The organism is Rhizobium sp. BK591 (genome assembly GCF_014195045.1).
Lineage (GTDB): Bacteria > Pseudomonadota > Alphaproteobacteria > Rhizobiales > Rhizobiaceae > Rhizobium > Rhizobium anhuiense.
Genome location: NZ_JACIAZ010000003.1, coordinates 389,523 through 411,994, shown reverse-complemented (window position 1 = coordinate 411,994; position 22,472 = coordinate 389,523). Strand labels below are relative to the sequence as shown.

Below are 22,472 nucleotides of genomic sequence, written 5' to 3'. Positions count from 1 at the left end.
GGACTGCCTTTCGATACCGTTCGGAATTACCAGCGATAGTGCGAGAATGCGCGGTTGGCGTCAGCCATCTTGTGCGTGTCTTCGCGCTTCTTGACGGCGGAGCCACGGTTGTTGGACGCATCGAGCAGTTCGCCGGAAAGGCGGTCAACCATAGTCGTTTCATTGCGCTTGCGGGCAGCAGCGATCAGCCAGCGAATGGCGAGAGCCTGGCGGCGCTCCGGACGAACGTCGACCGGGACCTGATAGGTCGCACCACCGACACGGCGCGAGCGGACTTCAACGTGCGGGGCAATGTTGTCGAGCGCAGAATGGAAAACCGTGAGCGGCTCCTGCTTGGACTTGCCCTGGACGGCGTCGAACGCACCGTAGACGATGTTTTCAGCAACGGACTTCTTGCCGTCGAGCATGATGGCATTCATGAACTTGGTGACGACGAGATCGCCGAACTTCGGATCCGGATTGATCTCGCGCTTTTCTGCTTTATGGCGTCTGGACATAGTTTTCGTCTCTTCAATCGTTAAGGCGCTTCATCACGCGGAGGACCTCGCGCAGCGCCGAATTATTCAAAACCGAATTACTTCGGACGCTTCGCGCCGTACTTGGAGCGGCGCTGCTTGCGGTTCTTGACACCCTGGGTATCGAGAACGCCGCGGATGATGTGATAACGGACACCCGGAAGGTCCTTGACGCGGCCGCCACGGATCATGACGACAGAGTGTTCCTGAAGGTTATGACCTTCCCCGGGGATGTAACCAATGACTTCGAAGCCGTTGGTCAGGCGGATCTTTGCGACCTTACGCAGAGCCGAGTTCGGCTTCTTCGGCGTCGTCGTGTAGACGCGCGTGCAAACGCCGCGCTTCTGCGGGTTCTCCTGGAGTGCGGGAACCTTGTTACGCTTTACGTTCGCCTGGCGAGGCTTGCGGATCAGCTGGTTTACGGTAGGCATTCAACCATCCCTTACGTTTTATCTCAGTACCCTTGCGGGCTTGAACTCGCGCCGTCTCCGGCAGTGACGCACGCTTTCCGTCAATGCGCAAAATATGGCCCGATCCGCTTCCGCAGATGGACCACAAGGAGCAGAGGACGCATAGAATATGCGTCGTGCGTGCAGCATCATGACTTCAACGTGCGTTTAGAACCTTGTTTGAGGTGAACTTCAGGGCGCGTCGCCCCGAACAGCCAAGCCTCACATGGGATCTGATGGCCGGGGTACTACTGGTTTCCACCCATCTCGTCAAGGCCGGTTAAGAAATAAACTCGCCGCATCGCCTTGATATGCGGGCCTGACGCCCTGTTTTCACCCTCCTAGACGAATTCACAGCCGTGCGCCAAGATAAAAACTTGGGCATCGCAGCAAAAGCAGCTAAGGAATCAGCAATTGCAGCGCTCGGCCCTCACAGGGGATTCGAGCGAGCGAATCGTCAAAGAGCCGAAGGACAGGCGATGATCACGACACCTGATAACGACAATAATTTCGATGGTCCGATGATCTTCATCATCATCGGCAAGGGCTACGAGTCCGACGCCAGCGAAGGCATCGACCTGCATATCATGCTGAAGGCGCCCGACGACGACACCGCCGTCCGCGAGGCCCTGAACGCCCTTGCCGAGGAAGGCTTCATTGAGGCCGATCTCGACCAGATCGGCATGCTGACCGAGGTGCCTGCCGAGGAACCGCACGCCTCCGCCTATCAGGGCGCCGTCGACGGCGAAGTCGCGATCATCCGCTTCAACTGAAGGGAGCCGCGCGGGGCGCGCTCCCTCCCCGCCCGACCAAACAGAGCAGACCAAAAACGAAAACCGCCCGGATCGCTCCGGGCGGTTTTTCAATTCAACGACTTCAGCCGGCGGATTATTCCGCAGCCGGAGCCTTTTCGGCCATGTCCTGCAGCATCGGCGTAGCAACGGCAGCCCCGGTGCCCTTGCGGCGCTCTTCGAGGATCATCTCGTCGCGCGACGTGGCGATGCGGCGGATCTGGGTCATGGTGCCGCCGGTGCCGGCCGGGATGAGGCGACCGACGATGACGTTTTCCTTCAGACCCTGCAGGCCGTCGGTCTTGCCGGCGATCGCAGCTTCCGTCAGCACCTTGGTCGTTTCCTGGAAGGACGCGGCCGAGATGAAGGACGGGGTCTGCAGCGACGCCTTGGTGATGCCGAGAAGAACCGGATCGCCGTAGGCGGGCTTCTTGCCCTGCTCGATCAGATGATCGTTGACGTCTTCGAGCTCGATCCGGTCGACATTGTCGCCGACGATATAGGTCGAGTCGCCTGCATCGGTGATTTCCACCTTCTGCAGCATCTGACGGACGATCACCTCGATGTGCTTGTCGTTGATGACAACGCCCTGCAGGCGGTAGACTTCCTGGATCTCGTTGACGAGGTAGGAGGCCAGAGCCTCCACGCCCTTGATCGCCAGGATGTCGTGCGGAGCCGGGTTACCGTCGAGGATGTAGTCACCCTTTTCGATATAGTCGCCTTCCTGAAGGTGGAAGGGCTTGCCCTTCGGGATCAGGTATTCGACAGGCTCGACACCGTCTTCCGCCGGCTCGATGATGACGCGGCGCTTGTTCTTGTAGTCGCGGCCGAGGCGGATCGTACCATCGATCTCCGCGATGATGGCGTGGTCCTTCGGACGACGGGCTTCGAACAGTTCGGCAACACGCGGCAGACCGCCGGTGATGTCCTTGGTCTTGGCGCTTTCCAGCGGCGAACGCGCGAGAACGTCACCCTGGGAGACCTTTGTGCCCGGCTCGACCGACAGGATCGCGTCGACCGAGAGCAGGAAGCGGGCGTCGCCGCCACGCGACAGCTTGGCGACATTGCCGCTGGCATCCTTGATGACGATCGCCGGCTTGAGGTCCGAACCGCGGGGGGTCGAACGCCAGTCGATGACCTGACGCTTGGTGATGCCGGTGGATTCGTCGGTCGCTTCCAGAACGGAGAGACCGTCGACCAGGTCTTCGAACTGAACGGTACCGGCTACTTCCGTCATCATCGGACGGGTGTAGGGGTCCCACTCCGCCAGACGCTGGCCGCGCTTGACCTTGTCGCCTTCGTCGACATGCAGCTTCGAACCGTAGGCCACACGCTGCGACGACCGCTCGACACCACGTTCGTCCAGGATCTGGACGGTCATGTTGCGGCCCATGGCAACGAGGTTGCCATCGGAGTTGCGCAGGATGTTGCGGTTCTTGATCTGCACCGTACCTTCATACGAGGCTTCGAGGAACGACTGGTCGACCACGGTTGCCGTACCGCCAAGGTGGAAGGTACGCATGGTGAGCTGGGTGCCCGGTTCACCGATCGACTGAGCTGCGATGACGCCGACGGCTTCGCCCATGTTGACAGGCGTACCACGCGCGAGGTCGCGGCCGTAGCAGACCGAGCAGACGCCCGTCTGGATTTCGCAGGTCAGTGCCGAGCGAATCCGGATCGACTGGATACCGGCCTTCTCGATTTCGACGACATCGGGCTCGAGGATCATCTTACCGGCATCGACGATGCGCTCACCGGTGATCGGATGATCGATATCGTCGAGCGCCGTACGGCCGAGGATGCGAGCACCGATCGAGGCAACGACCTGGCCGGCATCGACGATGGCGGTCATGGTGAGGCCCGTCTGCGTTCCGCAATCGACGTGCGTGACGATGCAGTCCTGCGCGACGTCGACGAGACGGCGCGTGAGGTAACCGGAGTTGGCGGTCTTGAGCGCGGTGTCTGCCAGACCCTTGCGGGCGCCGTGCGTCGAGTTGAAGTACTCGTTGACGGTCAGGCCTTCCTTGAAGTTCGAGATGATCGGCGTCTCGATGATTTCGCCCGACGGCTTGGCCATCAGGCCGCGCATGCCGCCCAGCTGACGCATCTGGTTCGGAGAACCGCGGGCGCCGGAGTGGCTCATCATGTAGATCGAGTTCATCGGCTTCTGACGACCGGTCTTCTCGTCGAACTCGACCGCCTTAATGCGGGCCATCATCTCTTCGGCGACCTTTTCGGTCGCCTTGCCCCAGGCGTCGACAACCTTGTTGTACTTTTCGCCCTGGGTGATCAGGCCGTCATTGTACTGCTGCTCGTATTCCTTCACCAGGCTTTCGGTGTCGGCAACGATCTTGGCCTTGGCATCCGGAATGACCATGTCGTCCTTGCCGAACGAAATGCCGGCGCGGCAGGCATGGGAGAAGCCGAGCTGCATGATGCGGTCGCAGAAAATGACCGTGTCCTTCTGGCCGCAGTGGCGATAGACCGTGTCGATCATCTTGGAGATGTTCTTCTTGGTCATTTCCTGGTTGCAGATGTCGAAGGGCACCTTGCCGTTCTTCGGCAGCAGTTCGCCGATGAGCAGACGGCCAGGCGTCGTCTCATAGATCTTCGAGTAGGGCTTGCCATCCTCGTCGATCGACTTGAAGCGGCCGCGGATCTTGGTGTGCAGCGTCACGACCTTGCTTTCGAGGGCGTGATGCAGTTCGCCGAGGTCGGAGAAGGCCATGCCTTCGCCCGGCTCGTTCTGGTTCAGGATCGACAGGTAGTAGAGGCCGAGAACCATGTCCTGCGAGGGAACGATGATCGGCGCGCCGTTGGCCGGATGCAGGATGTTGTTGGTCGACATCATCAGCACGCGGGCTTCGAGCTGGGCTTCGAGCGACAGCGGCACGTGAACGGCCATCTGGTCACCGTCGAAGTCGGCGTTGAAGGCCGTGCAGACGAGCGGATGCAGCTGGATCGCCTTGCCTTCGACCAGGGTGGGTTCGAAGGCCTGGATGCCCAGGCGGTGCAGCGTCGGTGCGCGGTTCAGGAGAACCGGATGCTCGCGGATGACCTCGTCGAGGATATCCCAGACTTCCGGCTTTTCCTTTTCGACCAGTTTCTTGGCCTGCTTGACGGTCGAGGAATAACCCTTGGCGTCGAGGCGGGCATAGATGAACGGCTTGAAGAGCTCGAGCGCCATCTTCTTCGGCAGGCCGCACTGGTGCAGCTTCAGTTCCGGGCCGGTGACGATGACCGAACGACCGGAATAGTCGACGCGCTTGCCGAGCAGGTTCTGGCGGAAGCGGCCCTGCTTGCCCTTCAGCATGTCGGAGAGCGACTTCAGCGGACGCTTGTTGGCGCCGGTGATGACGCGGCCGCGCCGGCCGTTGTCGAACAGCGCGTCAACAGATTCCTGCAGCATGCGCTTTTCGTTGCGGATGATGATGCCCGGCGCGCGAAGCTCGATCAGGCGCTTCAGGCGGTTGTTGCGGTTGATGACGCGGCGGTAAAGATCGTTCAGATCCGACGTCGCGAAACGGCCGCCGTCGAGCGGAACCAGCGGACGCAGGTCCGGCGGAATGACCGGGACGACCTTCATGATCATCCATTCCGGACGGTTGCCCGACTCCATGAAGTTCTCGACGATCTTCAGGCGCTTCATCAGCTTCTTCTGCTTGAGATCCGACGTGGTGTCGGCAAGCTCGGAACGCAGGTCGCCAGCGATCTTTTCGAGGTTCATCGAGGCGAGCATCTCGTAGATCGCCTCAGCGCCGATCATCGCGGTGAACTGGTCTTCGCCGTATTCGTCGACGGCAAGCATGTACTCTTCTTCCGAGAGGAGCTGGTGCTCCTTCAGGGCGGTCAGGCCCGGCTCGGTGACGATGTAGTTTTCGAAGTAGAGGACGCGCTCGACATCCTTCAGCGTCATGTCGAGCAGCGTCGAGATGCGCGATGGCAGCGACTTCAGGAACCAGATGTGGGCGACGGGAGCGGCGAGCTCGATATGGCCCATGCGCTCACGGCGAACGCGCGACAGCGTGACTTCGACGCCGCACTTTTCGCAGATGATGCCCTTGTACTTCATGCGCTTGTACTTGCCGCACAGGCATTCGTAGTCCTTGATCGGCCCGAAGATGCGCGCGCAGAACAGACCGTCGCGTTCCGGCTTGAACGTACGGTAGTTGATGGTTTCCGGCTTCTTGATCTCACCGTAGGACCAGGAGAGGATCTTCTCCGGAGACGCGATCGAAATCCGAATGGAATCGAAATTCTGTGCAGGCACCTGCGGATTGAAAAGATTCATGACCTCTTGGTTCATGCCTGTCTCCTTCATGGGCTAAAGCGCCCTCAAAATGCGATGGTCGGCGGCAATTTCCCGGGAGCCGCCTCCCTCGCTTAAACGAGAATAACCGCAAGATGCGGCGAAACTTCCCTCCCGGGCCGACACGGATACGGCGCCCGGCGGGACCGGCGTGCGCCGCATTGGCAGCGCACGCCCTATCAAGTGCTTACTCGGCCGCGTCGGGCAGCTGAGCTGCCTGCGCCTCGTCAAGCTTGGTGTTCTCGAGCTCGACGCTGAGGCCCAGCGAGCGCATTTCCTTGACGAGAACGTTGAAGCTTTCCGGAATACCGGCTTCGAACGTGTCGTCTCCACGGACGATGGCTTCGTAGACCTTGGTGCGGCCGGCGACGTCGTCCGACTTCACCGTCAGCATTTCCTGCAGCGTGTAGGCGGCGCCGTAAGCTTCGAGCGCCCAGACTTCCATTTCGCCGAAGCGCTGGCCGCCGAACTGCGCCTTGCCGCCCAGCGGCTGCTGGGTCACGAGCGAGTAAGGACCGATCGAACGGGCATGGATCTTGTCGTCGACCAGGTGGTTGAGCTTCAGCATGTAGATGTAGCCCACAGTCACCTGGCGGTCGAACTGCTCGCCGGTACGGCCGTCATAAAGCGTCGACTGACCCGTGTCCTTGAGACCTGCCAGACGCAGCATGTCGTTGACGTCGCCTTCATGCGCACCGTCGAAAACAGGCGTCGCAATCGAAACGCCGCGCTTCCACTGGTCGGCGAGACGCAGGACCGACTCATCGTCGAAGTCGTGGACCTGTTCGGCCTTCGGACCGTCACCGACGACATCGCCGATGGTCTTGCGCAGCGGCTCGATGTTGCCATTGGCCTTGTAGGCTTCGATCAGTTCGCCGATCTGGCGACCCATGCCGGCGCAAGCCCAGCCCAGATGCGTTTCCAGGATCTGGCCGACGTTCATGCGCGAGGGCACACCGAGCGGGTTCAGAACGACGTCGACATGCGTGCCGTCTTCGAGGAACGGCATGTCCTCGACAGGCACAATGCGCGAGACCACGCCCTTGTTCCCGTGACGGCCGGCCATCTTGTCGCCCGGCTGGATCTTGCGCTTCACGGCGACGAAGACCTTGACCATCTTCATGACGCCAGGAGGCATTTCATCGCCGCGCTGGACCTTCTCGACCTTATCCATGAAGCGCTGTTCGAGGCGCGACTTGGATTCGTCGTACTGGCCGCGGAGTGCTTCGAGTTCGCTCTGGACCTTCTCGTCCTCGACCGCGAACATCCACCACTGCGAGCGGGGATATTCGGAGACGACGGCGTTCGAAAGCTCGGTGCCCTTCTTGAAGCCCTTCGGGCCGGCAATGGAGACCTGGCCGCGCAGCATGTCGATCAGACGGCCGTAGACGTTACGGTCGAGGATCGCCTGCTCGTCGTCGCGGTCCTTTGCCAGACGCTCGATCTCTTCGCGCTCGATCGCCATCGCACGCTCGTCCTTCTCGACGCCATGGCGGTTGAAGACACGGACTTCGACGATCGTGCCGTAGGTGCCGGGCGGCATGCGCATGGAGGTATCGCGCACGTCGGAGGCCTTTTCGCCGAAGATGGCGCGCAGAAGCTTTTCTTCCGGCGTCATCGGGCTTTCGCCCTTCGGGGTGATCTTGCCGACGAGGATATCGCCCGGCTGAACTTCGGCGCCGATATAGACGATGCCGGCTTCGTCGAGGTTCTTCAGCGCTTCTTCCGAAACGTTCGGAATATCGCGGGTGATTTCCTCGGGACCAAGCTTGGTGTCGCGCGCCATCACTTCGAATTCTTCGATGTGGATGGAGGTGAACACGTCGTCGGCAACGATACGTTCGGAGAGCAGGATCGAGTCTTCGTAGTTGTAGCCGTTCCAGGGCATGAACGCGACGAGCGCGTTGCGGCCAAGCGCCAGGTCGCCGAGATCGGTCGACGGACCGTCGGCGAGAATGTCGCCGCGGTTGACGACGTCACCGACGGTGACCAGCGGACGCTGGTTGACGCAGGTGTTCTGGTTCGAACGCTGGAACTTCTGCAGGCGGTAGATATCGACGCCGGATTTGCCGGCTTCGAGGTCTTCCGTGGCGCGGATAACGATACGCGTCGCGTCGACCTGGTCGACCACGCCGCCGCGACGGGCACCGATGGCGGCGCCGGAGTCACGGGCAACGACCGGCTCCATGCCGGTACCGACGAACGGGGCTTCGGCACGCAGCAGCGGCACGGCCTGACGCTGCATGTTCGAGCCCATGAGCGCGCGGTTGGCGTCGTCGTTTTCCAGGAACGGGATGAGCGCGGCTGCGACCGAAACGACCTGCTTCGGCGAAACGTCCATCAGGTTCATGCTGTCGCGCGGCGCGAGCATGACTTCGCCGGCATGACGGCAGACGACGAATTCGTCGACGAAGGAACCGTCGGCGTTCATTTCGGCGTTGGCCTGGGCGACGTAGTACTTCGCCTCTTCCATGGCGGAGAGGTAGAGCACGTCGTTCGTCACCTTGCCGTCGACGATGCGGCGGTACGGGCTTTCGATGAAGCCGTACTTGTTGACGCGGGCAAAGGTCGCAAGCGAGTTGATGAGACCGATGTTCGGGCCTTCCGGCGTTTCGATCGGGCAAATGCGGCCATAGTGGGTCGGATGCACGTCGCGGACTTCGAAGCCGGCGCGCTCACGGGTCAGACCGCCCGGACCGAGAGCCGAAAGACGGCGCTTGTGGGTGATTTCCGAGAGCGGGTTGACCTGGTCCATGAACTGCGAGAGCTGCGAGGAGCCGAAGAATTCGCGGACGGCGGCGGCTGCCGGCTTGGCGTTGATCAGATCCTGCGGCATGACCGTGTCGATCTCGATCGAGGACATGCGTTCCTTGATCGCACGTTCCATGCGCAAGAGGCCGAGACGGTACTGATTTTCCATCAGTTCGCCGACCGAACGGACGCGGCGGTTGCCGAGGTTGTCGATGTCGTCGATCTCGCCCTTGCCGTCGCGCAATTCGACCAGCATCCTGACCACGGCCAGGATGTCGTCCTTGCGCAGGATGCGGACGGTGTCTTCGACGGTCAGGTCGAGGCGCATGTTCATCTTGACGCGGCCGACGGCGGAGAGGTCGTAGCGCTCCGCATCGAAGAACAGCGAGTTGAACATGGCTTCGGCCGATTCCATGGTCGGCGGCTCACCCGGACGCATGACGCGGTAGATGTCGAACAGAGCGTCCTGACGGTTCTCGTTCTTGTCGGCAGACAGCGTGTTGCGGATATAGGCGCCGACATTGATGTGGTCGATGCCGAGAACCGGGATCTCGTCGAAACCGTTCGACAGGATGACGCCAAGCGTCTTCTCGTCGATTTCGTCGCCGGCCTCGAGATAGATTTCACCCGTGGAGTAGTTGACGATGTCTTCGGCAAGGTAGTTGCCGTAAAGGTCGTCGTCGCCGGCCTTCAGCGCCTTCAGGCCCTTGTCGGAGAGCTGGCGCAGCAGGCGCGGGGTCAGCTTCTTGCCGGCTTCCACGACGACTTCGCCGGTATCGGCGTCGACCATCTCGGTGATCGCCTTGGCGCCCTTCAGCGTTTCCGGCTTGAAGGGAATGCGCCAGCCTTCGCCGTCGCGCTTGTAGAGCGACTTCGTATAGAAGGTGTCGAGGATTTCCTCGCCGTCCATGCCAAGCGCCATCAGCAGCGACGTGACCGGAATCTTGCGGCGGCGGTCGATACGGGCGTAGACGATGTCCTTGGCGTCGAATTCAATATCGAGCCAGGAACCGCGGTAAGGAATGACACGCGCAGCAAAGAGCAGCTTGCCGGACGAATGGCTCTTGCCCTTGTCGTGGTCGAAGAAGACGCCCGGCGAACGGTGCATCTGGGAGACGATCACGCGCTCGGTGCCGTTGACGATGAACGTGCCGTTATTGGTCATGAGCGGCATGTCGCCCATGTAGACGGACTGCTCCTTGATGTCCTTGATCGACTTCGCGCCCGTATCTTCGTCGATATCGAACACGATGAGGCGCAGCGTCACCTTCAGCGGCGCTGCATAGGTCAGGTCGCGCTGACGGCATTCATCAACGTCGAACTTCGGCGGTTCGAATTCGTAGGACACGAATTCCAGCATGGAAGCGCCGGAGAAATCGGTGATCGGGAAAACCGACTTGAAGACGGCCTGAAGGCCCTCGTCGGGACGACCGCCCTTCGGCTCTTCAACCATCAAAAACTGGTCGTAGGACGCCTTCTGAACCTCGATGAGGTTCGGCATTTCTGCGACTTCGGGGATCTTACCAAAAAACTTGCGTACGCGCCTGCGACCGTTGAACGAAAGGGTCTGAGCCATCGTCGCTCCTTCAAAATCTTGCACCCGGGCCTGCAACGGACGGGAACCGATGGCCAGTCGATCCCGTCAATCAATGAGTAATTCAATCTCGTCCGACTCCCGAAAACGCTCAGCTCGGATTGCTGTGCTGCCTTCGGTGCGAGACTATCCTTTTGAAGAACCCATTACCCAAAAGCCGTTTTGACGCGGCTTTTGGGTAATTCGTTCAGAAAAACGGCAAATGGGAGGCAGTAGATGCTGCCTCCCAAAAGCAGTTCAAGATTACTTGACGTCGGCCTTGGCGCCAGCGTCTTCAAGCTTCTTCTTGATGTCAGCGGCTTCAGCCTTGTTGACGCCTTCCTTGACAGCCTTCGGAGCGGCCTCGACGAGGTCCTTGGCTTCCTTGAGGCCGAGACCGGTGATGGCGCGGACTTCCTTGATGACGTTGATCTTGTTGGCACCAGCGTCGACGAGGATGACGTCGAATTCGGTCTTTTCTTCTTCAACGACAGCAGGGCCAGCACCACCGGCAGCGGCAGCAACAGCTACCGGAGCAGCAGCGGAAACGCCCCACTTTTCTTCGAGAAGCTTCGACAGTTCTGCAGCTTCCAGAACGGTCAGCGAGGAGAGGTCGTCTACGATCTTTGCGAGATCAGCCATTTTACTAGTTCCTTTTGTTCGGTTCGAACCGGTTGATTATAAACAGCGAAAAACCGCCTTACGCGGCTTCGTCCTTCTTGGCGTAGGCCGCAAACACGCGAGCAAGCTGGCTTGCCGGTGCTGCAACAACCCCAGCGATGCGGGTAGCCGGTGTCTGGATCATGCCCAGCAGCTTCGCACGCAGCTCATCAAGCGAAGGCAGGGTCGCAAGCGACTTGACTGCTTCGGCGTTGAGCGTGGTTGTTCCCATGGCGCCGCCCAGAACAATGATCTTGTCATTGGTCTTGGCGAAATCCATGACGACCTTCGGAGCGGTGATCGGGTCATTGCTGTATGCAATCAGCGTCTGACCTTTGAAGAGATTGGTAATCCCTTCCGCTTCCGTACCCTGAAGGGCAATTTTGGCCAGGCGGTTCTTCGCGACTTTGACGGTACCGCCAGCTGCACGCATCTTCGAACGAAAATCGTTCATCTGCGCGACTGTGGCACCAGCATAGTGGGCCACGACAACTGAGCCCGAAGCCTTGAAGACTTCGTTCAGTTCCGTGACGAATTCGCGTTTTTCCGCTCTTTCCACTGCCTATCTCCAGTTGGCAGGACCGAAATCGGACCTGCCGGGTTGCCTTTGCCTCCTGGGATCATGTGAGATCCCAAGCGACGCTTGAGGATCCTGTCCCCCCGCGCTCCCGCGCCAATCAAGGCTAAAGAGGCACAAGGCATCCAAGGCTCGAACCGAGTTACGAGAAGCGAACTTCATGCAATTCGGGTCTTACCCGTCTCATGCAGGCCAAGTGATTAAGGGAAAACCACCTGCAATCTCGGACAGGATTCCGGATTTCTCCGGAATATTCCGGCCCCTTGCGAGGCCGGAAATTCAGTCGCCGGGCTCAAAGCCCGACCATTGCGCCCAAGTCCTTGGGCGCGAACTTATGCAGTCGGAGCTGCGGTGACCGAGCCGACTTCGATCTTGACGCCCGGGCCCATGGTCGAGGAAATCGCCACGCGCTTGACATAGTTGCCCTTGGCGCCAGCCGGCTTTGCCTTGATGACGGCGTCAGCGAAGGCGCGGATGTTTTCTTCCAGAGCCTTGGCGTCGAAAGAGGCCTTGCCGATACCGGCATGGACGATGCCAGCCTTCTCGACGCGGAACTCGACAGCGCCGCCCTTGGAAGCCTTGACGGCTCCGGCGACGTCCATGGTGACGGTGCCGACCTTCGGGTTCGGCATCATGCCGCGGGGGCCGAGAACCTTACCGAGACGGCCGACGAGCGGCATCATGTCGGGGGTGGCGATGCAGCGATCGAATTCGATCTTGCCGCCCTGGACGATTTCGACGAGCTCTTCAGCGCCGACGATATCAGCACCGGCAGCCTTGGCTTCATCAGCCTTGGCGCCACGCGCGAAGACTGCGACGCGAACCGTACGGCCTGTGCCGTTCGGCAGGTTGACGACGCCGCGAACCATCTGGTCCGCATGGCGCGGGTCGACGCCGAGGTTCATCGAGACTTCGATGGTTTCGTCGAACTTGGCGACAGCCCGTTCCTTGACCATGCCGATGGCCAGGCTCAGAGCGTAGAGCTTGGTGGGATCAACACCTTCGTTGATCTTCTGCGTGCGCTTACCAGCCATGATCTTAACCCACCACTTCCAGGCCCATGGCGCGGGCAGAGCCCTCGATCATCGCCATTGCACCTTCGATATCCGCTGCGTTCAGATCCTTCATCTTGGCTTCTGCGATCGTCTTGATCTGAGCCTTGGTGAGGGAGCCGGCCTTGGCGCCCTTGCCGGGCGTCTTGGAACCGGACGTGATCTTCGCTTCCTTCTTCAGCCAGTAGCTGACCGGAGGCTGCTTCATCGCGAAGGTGAAGGACTTGTCCTGGTAATAGGTGATGACGACCGGAATCGGCATACCCTTTTCCATTTCCTGCGTGGCGGCATTGAACGCCTTGCAGAATTCCATGATGTTAATGCCACGCTGACCAAGCGCCGGACCAATCGGCGGGGACGGGTTTGCCGATCCTGCCTTGACCTGAAGCTTGAGCTGGCCTGCAACTTTCTTAGCCATATCTCTCTGCCTTTCATGAACGGCCGGTCGCCCGGCCCGTGATGCCGGATCTCTCCGGCGGCTGCGGTTGCGTGGTGCGGATCGTTAGGGTCCGGCTAAGACCCCTCACCTTCCACGCGGATGCGGACAAAGTCCGCAGGAAACAGGCCGCAAGGGCCAGCCTCCAGTCTCTGCAATCAGACCTTCTCGACCTGAGCGTATTCCAGCTCGACCGGCGTTGCGCGGCCGAAGATCGACACTTCCACCTTCAGGCGCGAACGTTCTTCGTCCACATCCTGAACCGTGCCGTTGAACGACGCGAACGGGCCGTCGGAAACGCGGACCTGCTCGCCGATCTCGAAGGTAATGGAGGCCTTCGGCCGCTCGACACCTTCCTGGACCTGACCGAGAATGCGCTCGGCTTCGTAATCCGGAATCGGAACGGGCTTATTGTCGGAGCCGAGGAAACCTGTGACCTTCGGCGTATTCTTGATCAGGTGATAGGCTTCATCCGTCAGATTGGCGCGAACCATGACGTAGCCCGGGAAAAACTTGCGCTCCGAATCGACCTTGCGGCCGCGACGCACTTCCACCACCTTTTCGGTCGGCACGAGGATCTTCTCGAACAGGTGCTCCAGCCCCTTCTGGCGAGCCTTGTTCTCGATGTCTTCAGCCACCTTCTTTTCAAAATTAGAATATGCGTGGACGATGTACCAACGTGCCGCCATTTTCATCTCCACCCGTATCAGTTGCCGGTATTCAGCACGAAGCTCAGAACCCAGCCAATCAGCTGGTCAGCGGCAAAGAAAAACAGCGCGGCGAAAACCACCATCACAAGCACCATAACCGTCGAGATCATCGTCTCGCGGCGCGACGGCCATGTAACTTTGGACGTCTCGGAGCGAACCTGCTGCAGAAACGCAAACGGATTGGATTTGGATGCCATCGACTGCCCACGCAATTACGGCGCGTAAAGCTGAAACTATCAGCCCCACGCACCGCGTGTCTGTTGAACCCTAAATAAACACCGATTTCCGAATACACAAGAGGGAAACCGAAGTTTAACGAAATTACTTACCACCCATCAATCCCCGGCCGGAATGCCGCGAGCATGTCCGCGCTGTCCCGCATCAAGGAGAATGGCAGGGGCAGTAGGGCTCGAACCTACGACCTGCGGTTTTGGAGACCGCCGCTCTACCAACTGAGCTATACCCCTTCATACCTGTCATTCAGCGCCAGAGCCAAGGCCCGCAAATCGCTGCTGAAAAGCATGGCGCTCCCTTTAAGACGACGGCACGGGATTGGCAAGCACGATTTTCGATTTTCAAAGCCATTCTCCTCATATGCGAGCAGTAGGCTTTTCCACCGGGCGACCAAGATCCGTTCAGAGGTTCACATATTTCCGCCAATCGTGCTCTTCTTTAAAGCCCAGCACCTCGCGAATCTTGCGGTTGGAGAGCAGACCCTCATATTCGCCGATCTCGCGGATGAAGGGCACGTTCGGGAAGAATCGCTTTGCAAGCTCCTTCGACGGCGTGTTGGCCGAGACAGTGTCGTTGGCGGCGTTGAAGACCTGATAGCCGAGACCGTCCTTCTCGATGCACAGATGGCAGATCTGTCCGAGGTCGCGGGCGTCGATATAGCTCCAGGCGATGCGCTTGCGCATCTCGGGATTGGCGAAAAAGGTGGGGAATTTCTCGTATTCGTGCGGCTCGATGACGTTGCCGATGCGCAGCGCATAAATGTCGAAACCCGAGCGTTCGGCAAAGGCGCGCGCCGTCTTTTCGTTGACCACCTTGGAAAGGCCGTAAGAATCCATCGGATTGACGTCGTAGTCCTCCTCCAGCGGGAAATGGTGGAAATCGCGATGGCCTTCGGCGAAGCAGACGCCGTAGGTCGTCTCGCTCGATGCGACGATGATCTTCCTGATGCCGAGCTTCACCGCCGCCTCGATGACATTGTAGGTGCCCATCGTGTTGATGCGGAAGGTTTCGTTGTCGGGCTTGATCAGAATGCGCGGGATGGCGGCGAAATGCACGACAGCATCGAAGGGCTGCACGCCCCTGCCCGCATCGAGATCGGGAAAATCGCGATGCATCGAGAGCGCATTGAAGACCTGACCGCTGTCGGTGATGTCGGCGATGAGATTGGTGACGCCGGGGCTATCCAGCGGCACGAGATCGAGGTTGTGAACCTCGTAACCGGCATTGACGAGCCATGGCACAGTATGGCGACCTGCCTTGCCCGAACCGCCCGTGAGCAGAATGCGTCTCTTCATGGAATATCCTCCGCGTCATGAAATCGGAGGCATAGTGAGACGCTTCCGCGCGAAGAGCAAGCGAGCGTCGTGCAAGGGTTCACCCCCGCGTCGCCAGGAGCATCCTATCCGGGAGCGCCTGGCCGATCATTTCCGATCATCGCAGAAGGCTGCGATGCTCTGCAAGGGTCGTCACTTGACGACACTTACCTCCAGCGTCGTCACTTGACGACGCTTAACTCCAACGTCGTCACTTGACGACGCTTATCTCGTTGACCTGCACTCCGGCTGCCTGAACAACCTCTTGCGGAATTGCAGCGATGAAAAACATCGTGAAAACATACATAGCGAATATCGTCGCAGCGAATGTGGCCTTTGGAATCATCCGGGCTCTCCTCTTTGCAAGAAGGAGTCTGGACTAAAATGGGCCATTCACAAACCGGTTTCTGAATGTGAGATGAACAAAATACTGTGACAGGCCAATTTAACGATATTTTTACAACACCTGTTAAACCTACCGGAAGCCATGAAAATGAAAAACCCCGCTGTTTCCAGCGGGGTCTTCATAATTGCGGATAACTCGAAAGTTACTCGACGATCGAAGCGACGATACCGGCGCCGACGGTGCGGCCGCCTTCGCGGATAGCGAAGCGCAGCTTTTCTTCCATCGCGATCGGAACGATCAGCTCGACGGCAACCGTGACGTTGTCGCCCGGCATAACCATCTCCGTGCCTTCCGGCAGCGTCACAATGCCCGTCACGTCGGTCGTGCGGAAGTAGAACTGCGGACGGTAGTTGGTGAAGAACGGCGTATGACGGCCACCCTCTTCCTTCGTCAGGATGTAGGCTTCCGCCATGAACTTCTTGTGCGGCTTGACAGAACCCGGCTTGCAGAGAATCTGACCACGCTCGACGCCGTCACGGTTCACACCGCGGATCAGCGCGCCGATGTTGTCGCCGGCCTGGCCCTGATCGAGCAGCTTGCGGAACATTTCAACGCCGGTCACCGTCGTCTTCGAGGTCGGGCGGATGCCGACGATCTCGACTTCTTCGCCAACCTTGACGATGCCACGCTCGACGCGGCCGGTCACAACCGTGCCGCGGCCCGAGATCGAGAACACGTCTTCGATCGGCATCAGGAACGGCTGGTCGATCGGACGCTCAGGCGTCGGGATGTAGGCGTCAACCGCAGCCATCAGCTCGCGGATCGCGTCTTCGCCGATCTTCTTGTCCGAATCTTCGAGAGCAGCGAGCGCCGAACCCTTGACGACCGGGATATCGTCGCCCGGGAAGTCGTAGGACGACAGCAGTTCGCGAACTTCGAGCTCGACCAGTTCGAGAAGCTCGGCGTCGTCAACCTGGTCGACCTTGTTCAGGAACACCACGATCGCCGGAACGCCGACCTGGCGGGCCAGAAGGATGTGTTCGCGCGTCTGCGGCATCGGGCCGTCAGCGGCCGAGCACACCAGGATCGCGCCGTCCATCTGGGCAGCACCGGTGATCATGTTCTTGACGTAGTCGGCGTGGCCGGGGCAGTCGACGTGCGCGTAGTGGCGGGCCGGCGTCTCATATTCGACGTGTGCCGTCGAAATGGTGATGCCACGAGCCTTTTCTTCCGGAGCCGCGTCGATCTGGTCGTACGCCTTGAACTCACCGAAGTACTTCGTGATCGCTGCCGTCAGAGACGTCTTGCCGTGGTCAACGTGGCCGATCGTGCCGATGTTGACGTGCGGCTTGTTGCGCTCAAACTTACTCTTTGCCATTTGAATGCTTCCTGTGAACGAAATGGTGGGCCCCGGCGAACCGGTTTAGTGCCGCCGTTTAAGGCTTTCGGCGACATTGCGCAAGACTTAATTGCAGACGCCATTCTTGGCCTGACAGCGCATATGGGAGACAATTCGCCGCCTGCAAGGCGATTCGCCGAAGTGCCCTCGAAAATCCCTGAAATCTCAGAGAAAATCGCATGGACGACTGGGGGACGAAGCTCAGGCGGTCGGCGCCGACCGCCCCTCGCCCGTCAGGCGATGGCCGCCATCGTGGAATTCATCGCCAGCGCGGAAACACCCAAAAACTACCGCGGCGGCGGTCGTATGAACTGGCTTCAGGGAAACTGGAGCGGGTAGCGGGAATCGAACCCGCGTATTCAGCTTGGAAGGCTGCTGCTCTACCATTGAGCTATACCCGCGGGGTGGTCCGATCCGATGACGAATGGTGGAGAGAGTTGGATTTGAACCAACGTAGGCTGAGCCAACGGATTTACAGTCCGTCCCCTTTAACCACTCGGGCATCTCTCCAGTTTTCGTCCGGATCGCTAGACCAAGTTCGTCAGACTTCGAAGCGTTGCCGCCCGTCGTCTGCGCCGCGTATATGACCGGAGCATTTCAGTCTGTCAACACGATGACAACGGAAAAAACACGAAAAATTTCATTCGCCGCCGAAAGCCGGCATATGAAAGAAAGCCTATGCGGCGGCGAGCGCCATAGCTATAAAGCCGCATGAGCAAAGACAACAAATCCGGCGGCAAGTCCGCGACAGACCCATCCGCCAAGGATACGCATTACGCCAATCTGCGGCGCGCCCACCGGGACGCCAAGCGCGAACGCGGCGAGATTCCGACACCTCAGCCGCAGAAGCGCAGGCGCGGGGCCGAGGACTGGAAGCCGCCGGCTCTTGCCCCCGATCAGGTGCATCTTTACGGCCTGCATACGGTGCGCGCCGCCCTCGACAATCCCGAGCGCAAGAAGATCAAGCTGTTCGTGACGCAGAATGCGCTGGCGCGGCTCGAAGTCGACGTCGAAACGCTCGGCATTCCCTTCGAAATCGTCTCGCCGCAGGAGATCGATAAGGTGCTCGGCCCGGAAGCGATCCATCAGGGCGTCATGCTGGAAACACGGCCGCTTCCGGTACGCCGACTCGAAGCGCTGAAGGACAGCCCTCTCCTGCTCGTCCTCGATCAGGTGACCGATCCGCACAATGTCGGCGCGATCATGCGTTCAGCCGTCGCCTTCAATGCCGGCGCCGTTATCACCACCCAGAGACATAGCCCGACCGAGTCAGGCGTGCTCGCCAAGTCCGCCTCCGGCGCGCTGGAGCTGATACCTTATATACAGGTCACCAATCTCGCGGATGCGCTCGGCGAATTGCACAAGCTCGGTTTCTCCACCATCGGCCTTGATTCGGAAGGGCCGGCGCCGCTCGAAGGCACCTTCTCTGGCGAGAAGGTGGCGCTGGTGCTCGGCTCCGAAGGCAAGGGACTTCGGCAGAAGACGCGGGAAACTGTCAACGCACTTGCCCGCCTCGATATGCCGGGCGCGATCAAATCGCTCAACGTCTCGAATGCCGCAGCGATCGCGCTTTATGCGGCGCGTCTCCACCTGAAGGCATAGGCTGGCCTGCTCGGACGCCGCGCTCCTGCTCAGCTCGGCGTCTGGCAGCTGGCAGGTCCGTCCAGCGGTCGGCGCAGTGTATCGCCCGCCACATAGGCCACCTCGACGGGATAGACGATCACGCTCGGCAGCTTCTCGATTTCACCAGCGTGGCCGGGGCTGCGTTTGATTTCCGCCTTGTAGGCTGAGGCACAATCCGGCAGCTGCTTCAGCGGCAGCCCGGTGTCGGCGGCGATCGCCTTTGCGCAGGCAGCACCATCGAGATAGAGCGAGCAGGACGCCGTGTAGACGCGGCGGAAGTCGAGGGTCAGCTCCCCCTTCCCGCTCCTTATCGCGGCAAAATTGTCGCCCTCAAACGAATCGTCGAGTAGCCGCTCGCCCGTCGCCGCATCGTAGACGACGAAAGGCAGTCCGCCGTTCCACCCGTCCGCTGCCCGGAAGAAGACGAAACCGCCGCTGACGCCCATGAGATAACCGGCTATATCGTCCTCGATCACCCGCTCGCGTTCGTCGGCGCGCTCACAGGGCGCATCGGCGGCAAGCAGCGCCAGCTTTTCGGCTCCGACCTCGCCGAGATCGACTTCCTTGACCATGAAGGCGGGATAACGGCTGCAGGTGATCTTCGGCTTTGCATCAGGATTGAGTTCGTCCTTCGGCAGCGCGACGACGTCCACTTTTATCGGCCTGTCGAACGGTGCCGGGCTTTCGGACGCTCCGGCCAAGGAAATCAGTGCCGCAAGGATAGTCGATGTCTTGATCGTCCGCTTCATCACAGTCCGCCTCTGAAATGCTTCGGTATCTCTGACATGGTTCGATCCGGCGCGACAGATGGGAAACGGATGCCGGCAAGACCCGTGCAACGCCTGGCCGATGCCGGAGAAATCCACTTTTGCCTTGGAAAGACCTTCCGGAACACTATGATCGGGCGATGACCGGTTGGCGCGACCGGTCAGAAGCAAGAAGGAACGATTCCCATCATGGCCATTCGACCGCTGATTTTCGGTATCCTCTTCGTCGCGGTCTTCGTCGTGATTATTCTCAGCATCATCTGGGTGGACACCTCGCATCCCATCCACCAGCCCGATCCCCTGTCGCCGACGGCGCCCGGCCCCGCGACGCCGGGACCGGTGCAATAATCCCGGCCGGAACGCGGAGGGCGCTTACGCGTTAATCCCGGAATCGAACGAGGATTGAACGCTCATGCGCATAATGATCGCCGTCGTCGCCTTCATGGTCGTCTCCGTGCTCAGCATCGCGATGATGTCGCCATCGGGCGCCGGAGAGACCGGCAATGGCGACAGGATCGAGGCGAGCGTCAATGAACCTATCGCGCATTAAAACAAAGGCCCGAATGATCCGGGCCTTTATCTTCAGCTGCGGTAGAGCCAGAAAGGCATGCCGCGATCACGATCGCGCCACTCGCGGCGTTCCTGCCAACGCTCGGCACGCCACCGCCGCCAATGACGGCGATCATCGCGCCAATGGGAGCGGCGCCAATCGCGCTCGTCGCGCCAGCCACGGTCGTCACGCCAGCCACGGTCGTCACCATCGTCACGGTCGCGATCACGTCGCCAGCCATCACGAATTTGAACGATATCGCCCTGTGCCGACACTGCCGGCCGCTCGACCGGCATGGCGGCCGCCGGTGCGACGGACGCGAAAGCCCCACCGACTGAAATGGTTGCGGCGAGAAAGAGATGTGCGAGCCTCATGGCTGTTTCCTCATTGATGATGAGGCGAAGATAGTCGGGCGCGGCTGAATTGGCGCTGAAGCAGCCCTTCACGCGCGGTTCATCGAGCGATGCGGGCTATTAAAAAAATCTGCTGGGTGCGATCGAACAAAGCAGCGTCGAACCGAGGTTATGGCCTCCGAAGGCGGCGCCTTCGCTTAGCAGCTTTCTTCAGCTCGCCGAGCCGAAGCTCACAGAGCGTAGGCTGGTGCCCCCGCCAGGGTTCGAACCCGGGACCCCCTGATTACAAATCAAGCAAATAGTAAAATACAACCTTTTTGCTTCGTAATCCAGAAATCAACAATCCGACCTATCGTGCTGATATAGCTATAAAAAGTTAAAATTCTCCCAACTTCCAAAATCTTTCGCGAACCTGCGCGGCGCTACATGTTTCACTCTTGCACAAGAACCATGGTGGCTCCAGGGTGGCCCCATTCAGAGTTGGTGGCCTAAAAAATCAGGAGGTCTAAGTGGCCGAATACATCGATAGGAAGACCGTTGAGAAGGCACGATCGGCTGCACAGTCACGTACTGAGGTAACATTTCGAGATAGCGACGTCGCGGGCTTGTGCATCCGCGTAAAGAACGGCACCGCCGGTTGGTGGGTTATGACCAAGAAGAATAAGATTTCCTTCGCTCCGCTTGACAGCTTCGGGGTCGACCAGATGCCCCTCGTTCGACTGATTGCCGCACGGATAAAGGCAAGCTGGAAGGCCGGTCGCGTAAACGACGACATCAAAATCATGGTTGCCGCACTATTTTCGCAGCCTACCGCAACACCATCTGTGGAAGCTGCGGAGAACGTCGCCGCCGTGAAAGTCGATGGGGCATGGACCTGGGAAGTTCTTCGCGACGAATATCTCGCGTGGGCGAAGATATATAAGAGCGATGCGATGCACTCTACCTACCGGTCGGCGCTTGGAGCCGCGAAAAACAGCAAACTTGCTACCGATTTCGTTCACCTCGCTGGAAAACCGATCGCGAACATTACCCAACTCGACATTCTGGGCGTCCGCCAGAACATCCTTGAGCGCGGCGGAATGGTCAACGGTATTCCAAAAGACAATGTCCGCGCGGCGGAGCAAACGGAAAATGGCCTGAAAGCGGCTTTCAAGTTTGCGATGGACCCTCGCCGCACCACCGGGCTCAAGATGAACCCGACAATCGGATTACCCGCGGTCGAGCAACCCGACTTTAAAAAGCGCGACGTCATAAACGCGGACGACATTTTCGTCCGCCCGTACATGTCGCTGAAGCAGCTTTACGACTTTCTCTTTTGGATTCCGCATCAGAATTTCCCGCACGAGGCGAGGATGGCCGTTACGCTGCAAGCTCTTACCGGGCAGCGGATTGAAACGGTCACGACGACGTTTCACAACCAAATGGCGCGGACTTACGATACTCGCGGGCGGTACGACTACGTGTGGTACTTGGGGCCGGACAAGAATAAGCTTTACCGTCCGCTTCCCTTACCGTCTTGGGCGGCGTGGGCGGGACATGCGGCACTAATGCGATACCGGGAGCGTTCGCCAGACAAAGACCCCAACAACTTTCTCTTTCCCCAATTGAAGAAGCGCTACGCACATGTTGCGGGGAACGGGCACATATCAAACAAGCTCGTCAACGACATTTTCCAATCGGCCAGAAAGCCCGGTGGGCCGCTGGAAGGAACGGACTTCGCCAGTCACGACCTGAGGCGGGCTTTTGTCACACACATAGGGAAGAAAGGCCGCAAGCTCGGGTTCCCGTATGATGATATCGTAAGCGAGGTTGGGAAGGTCACGCACAAGGGCGAAGGTAAGATCAGCGTCATCGAGCGGTTTTATGATCTCGACACCGATTCCTCGCTGAAGCTGCGGATGCTAGAACTCTGGCAACATATGATCCTCGGAGCTCATGGGGAAGCGAAACGTCCAGATGATCGATGGTTCGAACTCGATGAACCCGACGTCGAATGGACCGCCGAGCAGTTACGAACTCACTACGAGTCAGACGAATACGAGATGAACTGACCTCTTACGCCGA

Annotated in this window: 20 protein-coding genes and 3 tRNA genes; 5 read left to right on the top strand and 18 right to left on the bottom strand. The window is 59.6% G+C overall.

The window, feature by feature from the left end:
• Positions 1–26 precede the first annotated feature (26 nt).
• Together rpsG and rpsL are read right to left on the bottom strand one after the other, a co-directional pair.
• Entirely contained in the window at positions 27–497 is a 471-nt protein-coding gene (gene rpsG, locus FHX10_RS15020; protein WP_028757597.1) for a 30S ribosomal protein S7, read from the bottom strand.
• A gap of 77 nt (positions 498–574) precedes the next feature.
• Positions 575–946, bottom strand: coding sequence for a 30S ribosomal protein S12 (gene rpsL, locus FHX10_RS15015; RefSeq protein ID WP_003547537.1), 372 nt, complete (start codon positions 944–946; stop codon positions 575–577).
• A gap of 497 nt (positions 947–1,443) precedes the next feature.
• Between rpsL and FHX10_RS15010 the strand changes: the two genes are divergently transcribed.
• Complete coding sequence (locus FHX10_RS15010) at positions 1,444–1,737, top strand: hypothetical protein (RefSeq protein ID WP_028757598.1); 294 nt, start codon at positions 1,444–1,446, stop codon at positions 1,735–1,737.
• A 115-nt stretch (positions 1,738–1,852) separates the two neighbouring features.
• Here the strand turns inward: FHX10_RS15010 and rpoC are convergent, their stop codons facing one another.
• From rpoC to FHX10_RS14945, 14 genes are all read right to left on the bottom strand, one after another.
• Positions 1,853–6,061 (bottom strand): DNA-directed RNA polymerase subunit beta', encoded by a 4,209-nt coding sequence (rpoC, locus tag FHX10_RS15005; RefSeq protein WP_047620027.1) that lies wholly within the window; start codon positions 6,059–6,061, stop codon positions 1,853–1,855.
• A gap of 190 nt (positions 6,062–6,251) precedes the next feature.
• Positions 6,252–10,391, bottom strand: coding sequence for a DNA-directed RNA polymerase subunit beta (gene rpoB / locus FHX10_RS15000; RefSeq protein ID WP_028757408.1), 4,140 nt, complete (start codon positions 10,389–10,391; stop codon positions 6,252–6,254).
• A 261-nt stretch (positions 10,392–10,652) separates the two neighbouring features.
• Positions 10,653–11,030, bottom strand: coding sequence for a 50S ribosomal protein L7/L12 (gene rplL, locus FHX10_RS14995; protein ID WP_028757409.1), 378 nt, complete (start codon positions 11,028–11,030; stop codon positions 10,653–10,655).
• Positions 11,031–11,088: 58 nt separating this feature from the next.
• A complete protein-coding gene (rplJ, locus tag FHX10_RS14990; RefSeq protein ID WP_028757410.1) occupies positions 11,089–11,607 on the bottom strand; it encodes a 50S ribosomal protein L10 in 519 nt (172 codons plus the stop codon).
• Between the two features lie 350 nt (positions 11,608–11,957).
• The gene (rplA, locus tag FHX10_RS14985; protein ID WP_047620022.1) at positions 11,958–12,659 is read right to left on the bottom strand and encodes a 50S ribosomal protein L1; all 702 of its coding nucleotides are present in this window, start codon (positions 12,657–12,659) and stop codon (positions 11,958–11,960) included.
• A gap of 4 nt (positions 12,660–12,663) precedes the next feature.
• Positions 12,664–13,095: a 50S ribosomal protein L11 gene (gene rplK / locus FHX10_RS14980; RefSeq protein ID WP_047620024.1), complete on the bottom strand. Its 432-nt coding sequence runs from the start codon at positions 13,093–13,095 to the stop codon at positions 12,664–12,666.
• Positions 13,096–13,271: 176 nt separating this feature from the next.
• A complete protein-coding gene (nusG, locus tag FHX10_RS14975; protein WP_003547516.1) occupies positions 13,272–13,802 on the bottom strand; it encodes a transcription termination/antitermination protein NusG in 531 nt (176 codons plus the stop codon).
• Between the two features lie 17 nt (positions 13,803–13,819).
• The gene (gene secE / locus FHX10_RS14970) at positions 13,820–14,020 is read right to left on the bottom strand and encodes a preprotein translocase subunit SecE (protein WP_003573826.1); all 201 of its coding nucleotides are present in this window, start codon (positions 14,018–14,020) and stop codon (positions 13,820–13,822) included.
• A 194-nt stretch (positions 14,021–14,214) separates the two neighbouring features.
• Positions 14,215–14,290 (bottom strand) — tRNA-Trp (locus FHX10_RS14965).
• A 168-nt stretch (positions 14,291–14,458) separates the two neighbouring features.
• The gene (locus tag FHX10_RS14960) at positions 14,459–15,352 is read right to left on the bottom strand and encodes an NAD-dependent epimerase/dehydratase family protein (protein WP_097545464.1); all 894 of its coding nucleotides are present in this window, start codon (positions 15,350–15,352) and stop codon (positions 14,459–14,461) included.
• 229 nt (positions 15,353–15,581) lie between these two features.
• Entirely contained in the window at positions 15,582–15,716 is a 135-nt protein-coding gene (locus FHX10_RS35465; RefSeq protein WP_010069473.1) for a hypothetical protein, read from the bottom strand.
• Between the two features lie 202 nt (positions 15,717–15,918).
• The gene (gene tuf, locus FHX10_RS14955) at positions 15,919–17,094 is read right to left on the bottom strand and encodes an elongation factor Tu (protein WP_028757605.1); all 1,176 of its coding nucleotides are present in this window, start codon (positions 17,092–17,094) and stop codon (positions 15,919–15,921) included.
• Positions 17,095–17,442: 348 nt separating this feature from the next.
• A tRNA-Gly gene (locus FHX10_RS14950) sits at positions 17,443–17,516 on the bottom strand.
• 24 nt (positions 17,517–17,540) lie between these two features.
• Positions 17,541–17,625: transfer RNA gene (locus FHX10_RS14945), tRNA-Tyr, on the bottom strand.
• Between the two features lie 201 nt (positions 17,626–17,826).
• Here FHX10_RS14945 and rlmB point away from each other — a divergent pair.
• Positions 17,827–18,717, top strand: a complete 891-nt coding sequence (gene rlmB, locus FHX10_RS14940; RefSeq protein ID WP_047616594.1) for a 23S rRNA (guanosine(2251)-2'-O)-methyltransferase RlmB — start codon at positions 17,827–17,829, stop codon at positions 18,715–18,717.
• Between the two features lie 29 nt (positions 18,718–18,746).
• On the opposite strand, the gene FHX10_RS14935 is transcribed toward rlmB, so the two are convergent.
• Entirely contained in the window at positions 18,747–19,487 is a 741-nt protein-coding gene (locus FHX10_RS14935; protein ID WP_063474328.1) for a hypothetical protein, read from the bottom strand.
• Positions 19,488–19,694: 207 nt separating this feature from the next.
• Here FHX10_RS14935 and FHX10_RS14930 point away from each other — a divergent pair, with 207 nt between their 5' ends.
• Together FHX10_RS14930 and FHX10_RS14925 are read left to right on the top strand one after the other, a co-directional pair.
• Complete coding sequence (locus FHX10_RS14930) at positions 19,695–19,853, top strand: hypothetical protein (protein ID WP_164735933.1); 159 nt, start codon at positions 19,695–19,697, stop codon at positions 19,851–19,853.
• Between the two features lie 64 nt (positions 19,854–19,917).
• On the top strand, positions 19,918–20,055 hold the full coding sequence (locus tag FHX10_RS14925) for a hypothetical protein (RefSeq protein ID WP_164735934.1): 138 nt from the start codon (positions 19,918–19,920) through the stop codon (positions 20,053–20,055).
• A 32-nt stretch (positions 20,056–20,087) separates the two neighbouring features.
• Here the strand turns inward: FHX10_RS14925 and FHX10_RS14920 are convergent, their stop codons facing one another.
• Positions 20,088–20,501: a hypothetical protein gene (locus FHX10_RS14920; RefSeq protein WP_183908215.1), complete on the bottom strand. Its 414-nt coding sequence runs from the start codon at positions 20,499–20,501 to the stop codon at positions 20,088–20,090.
• A 416-nt stretch (positions 20,502–20,917) separates the two neighbouring features.
• Between FHX10_RS14920 and FHX10_RS14915 the strand changes: the two genes are divergently transcribed.
• Entirely contained in the window at positions 20,918–22,459 is a 1,542-nt protein-coding gene (locus FHX10_RS14915; RefSeq protein ID WP_184389590.1) for a hypothetical protein, read from the top strand.
• Positions 22,460–22,472: the final 13 nt, after the last annotated feature.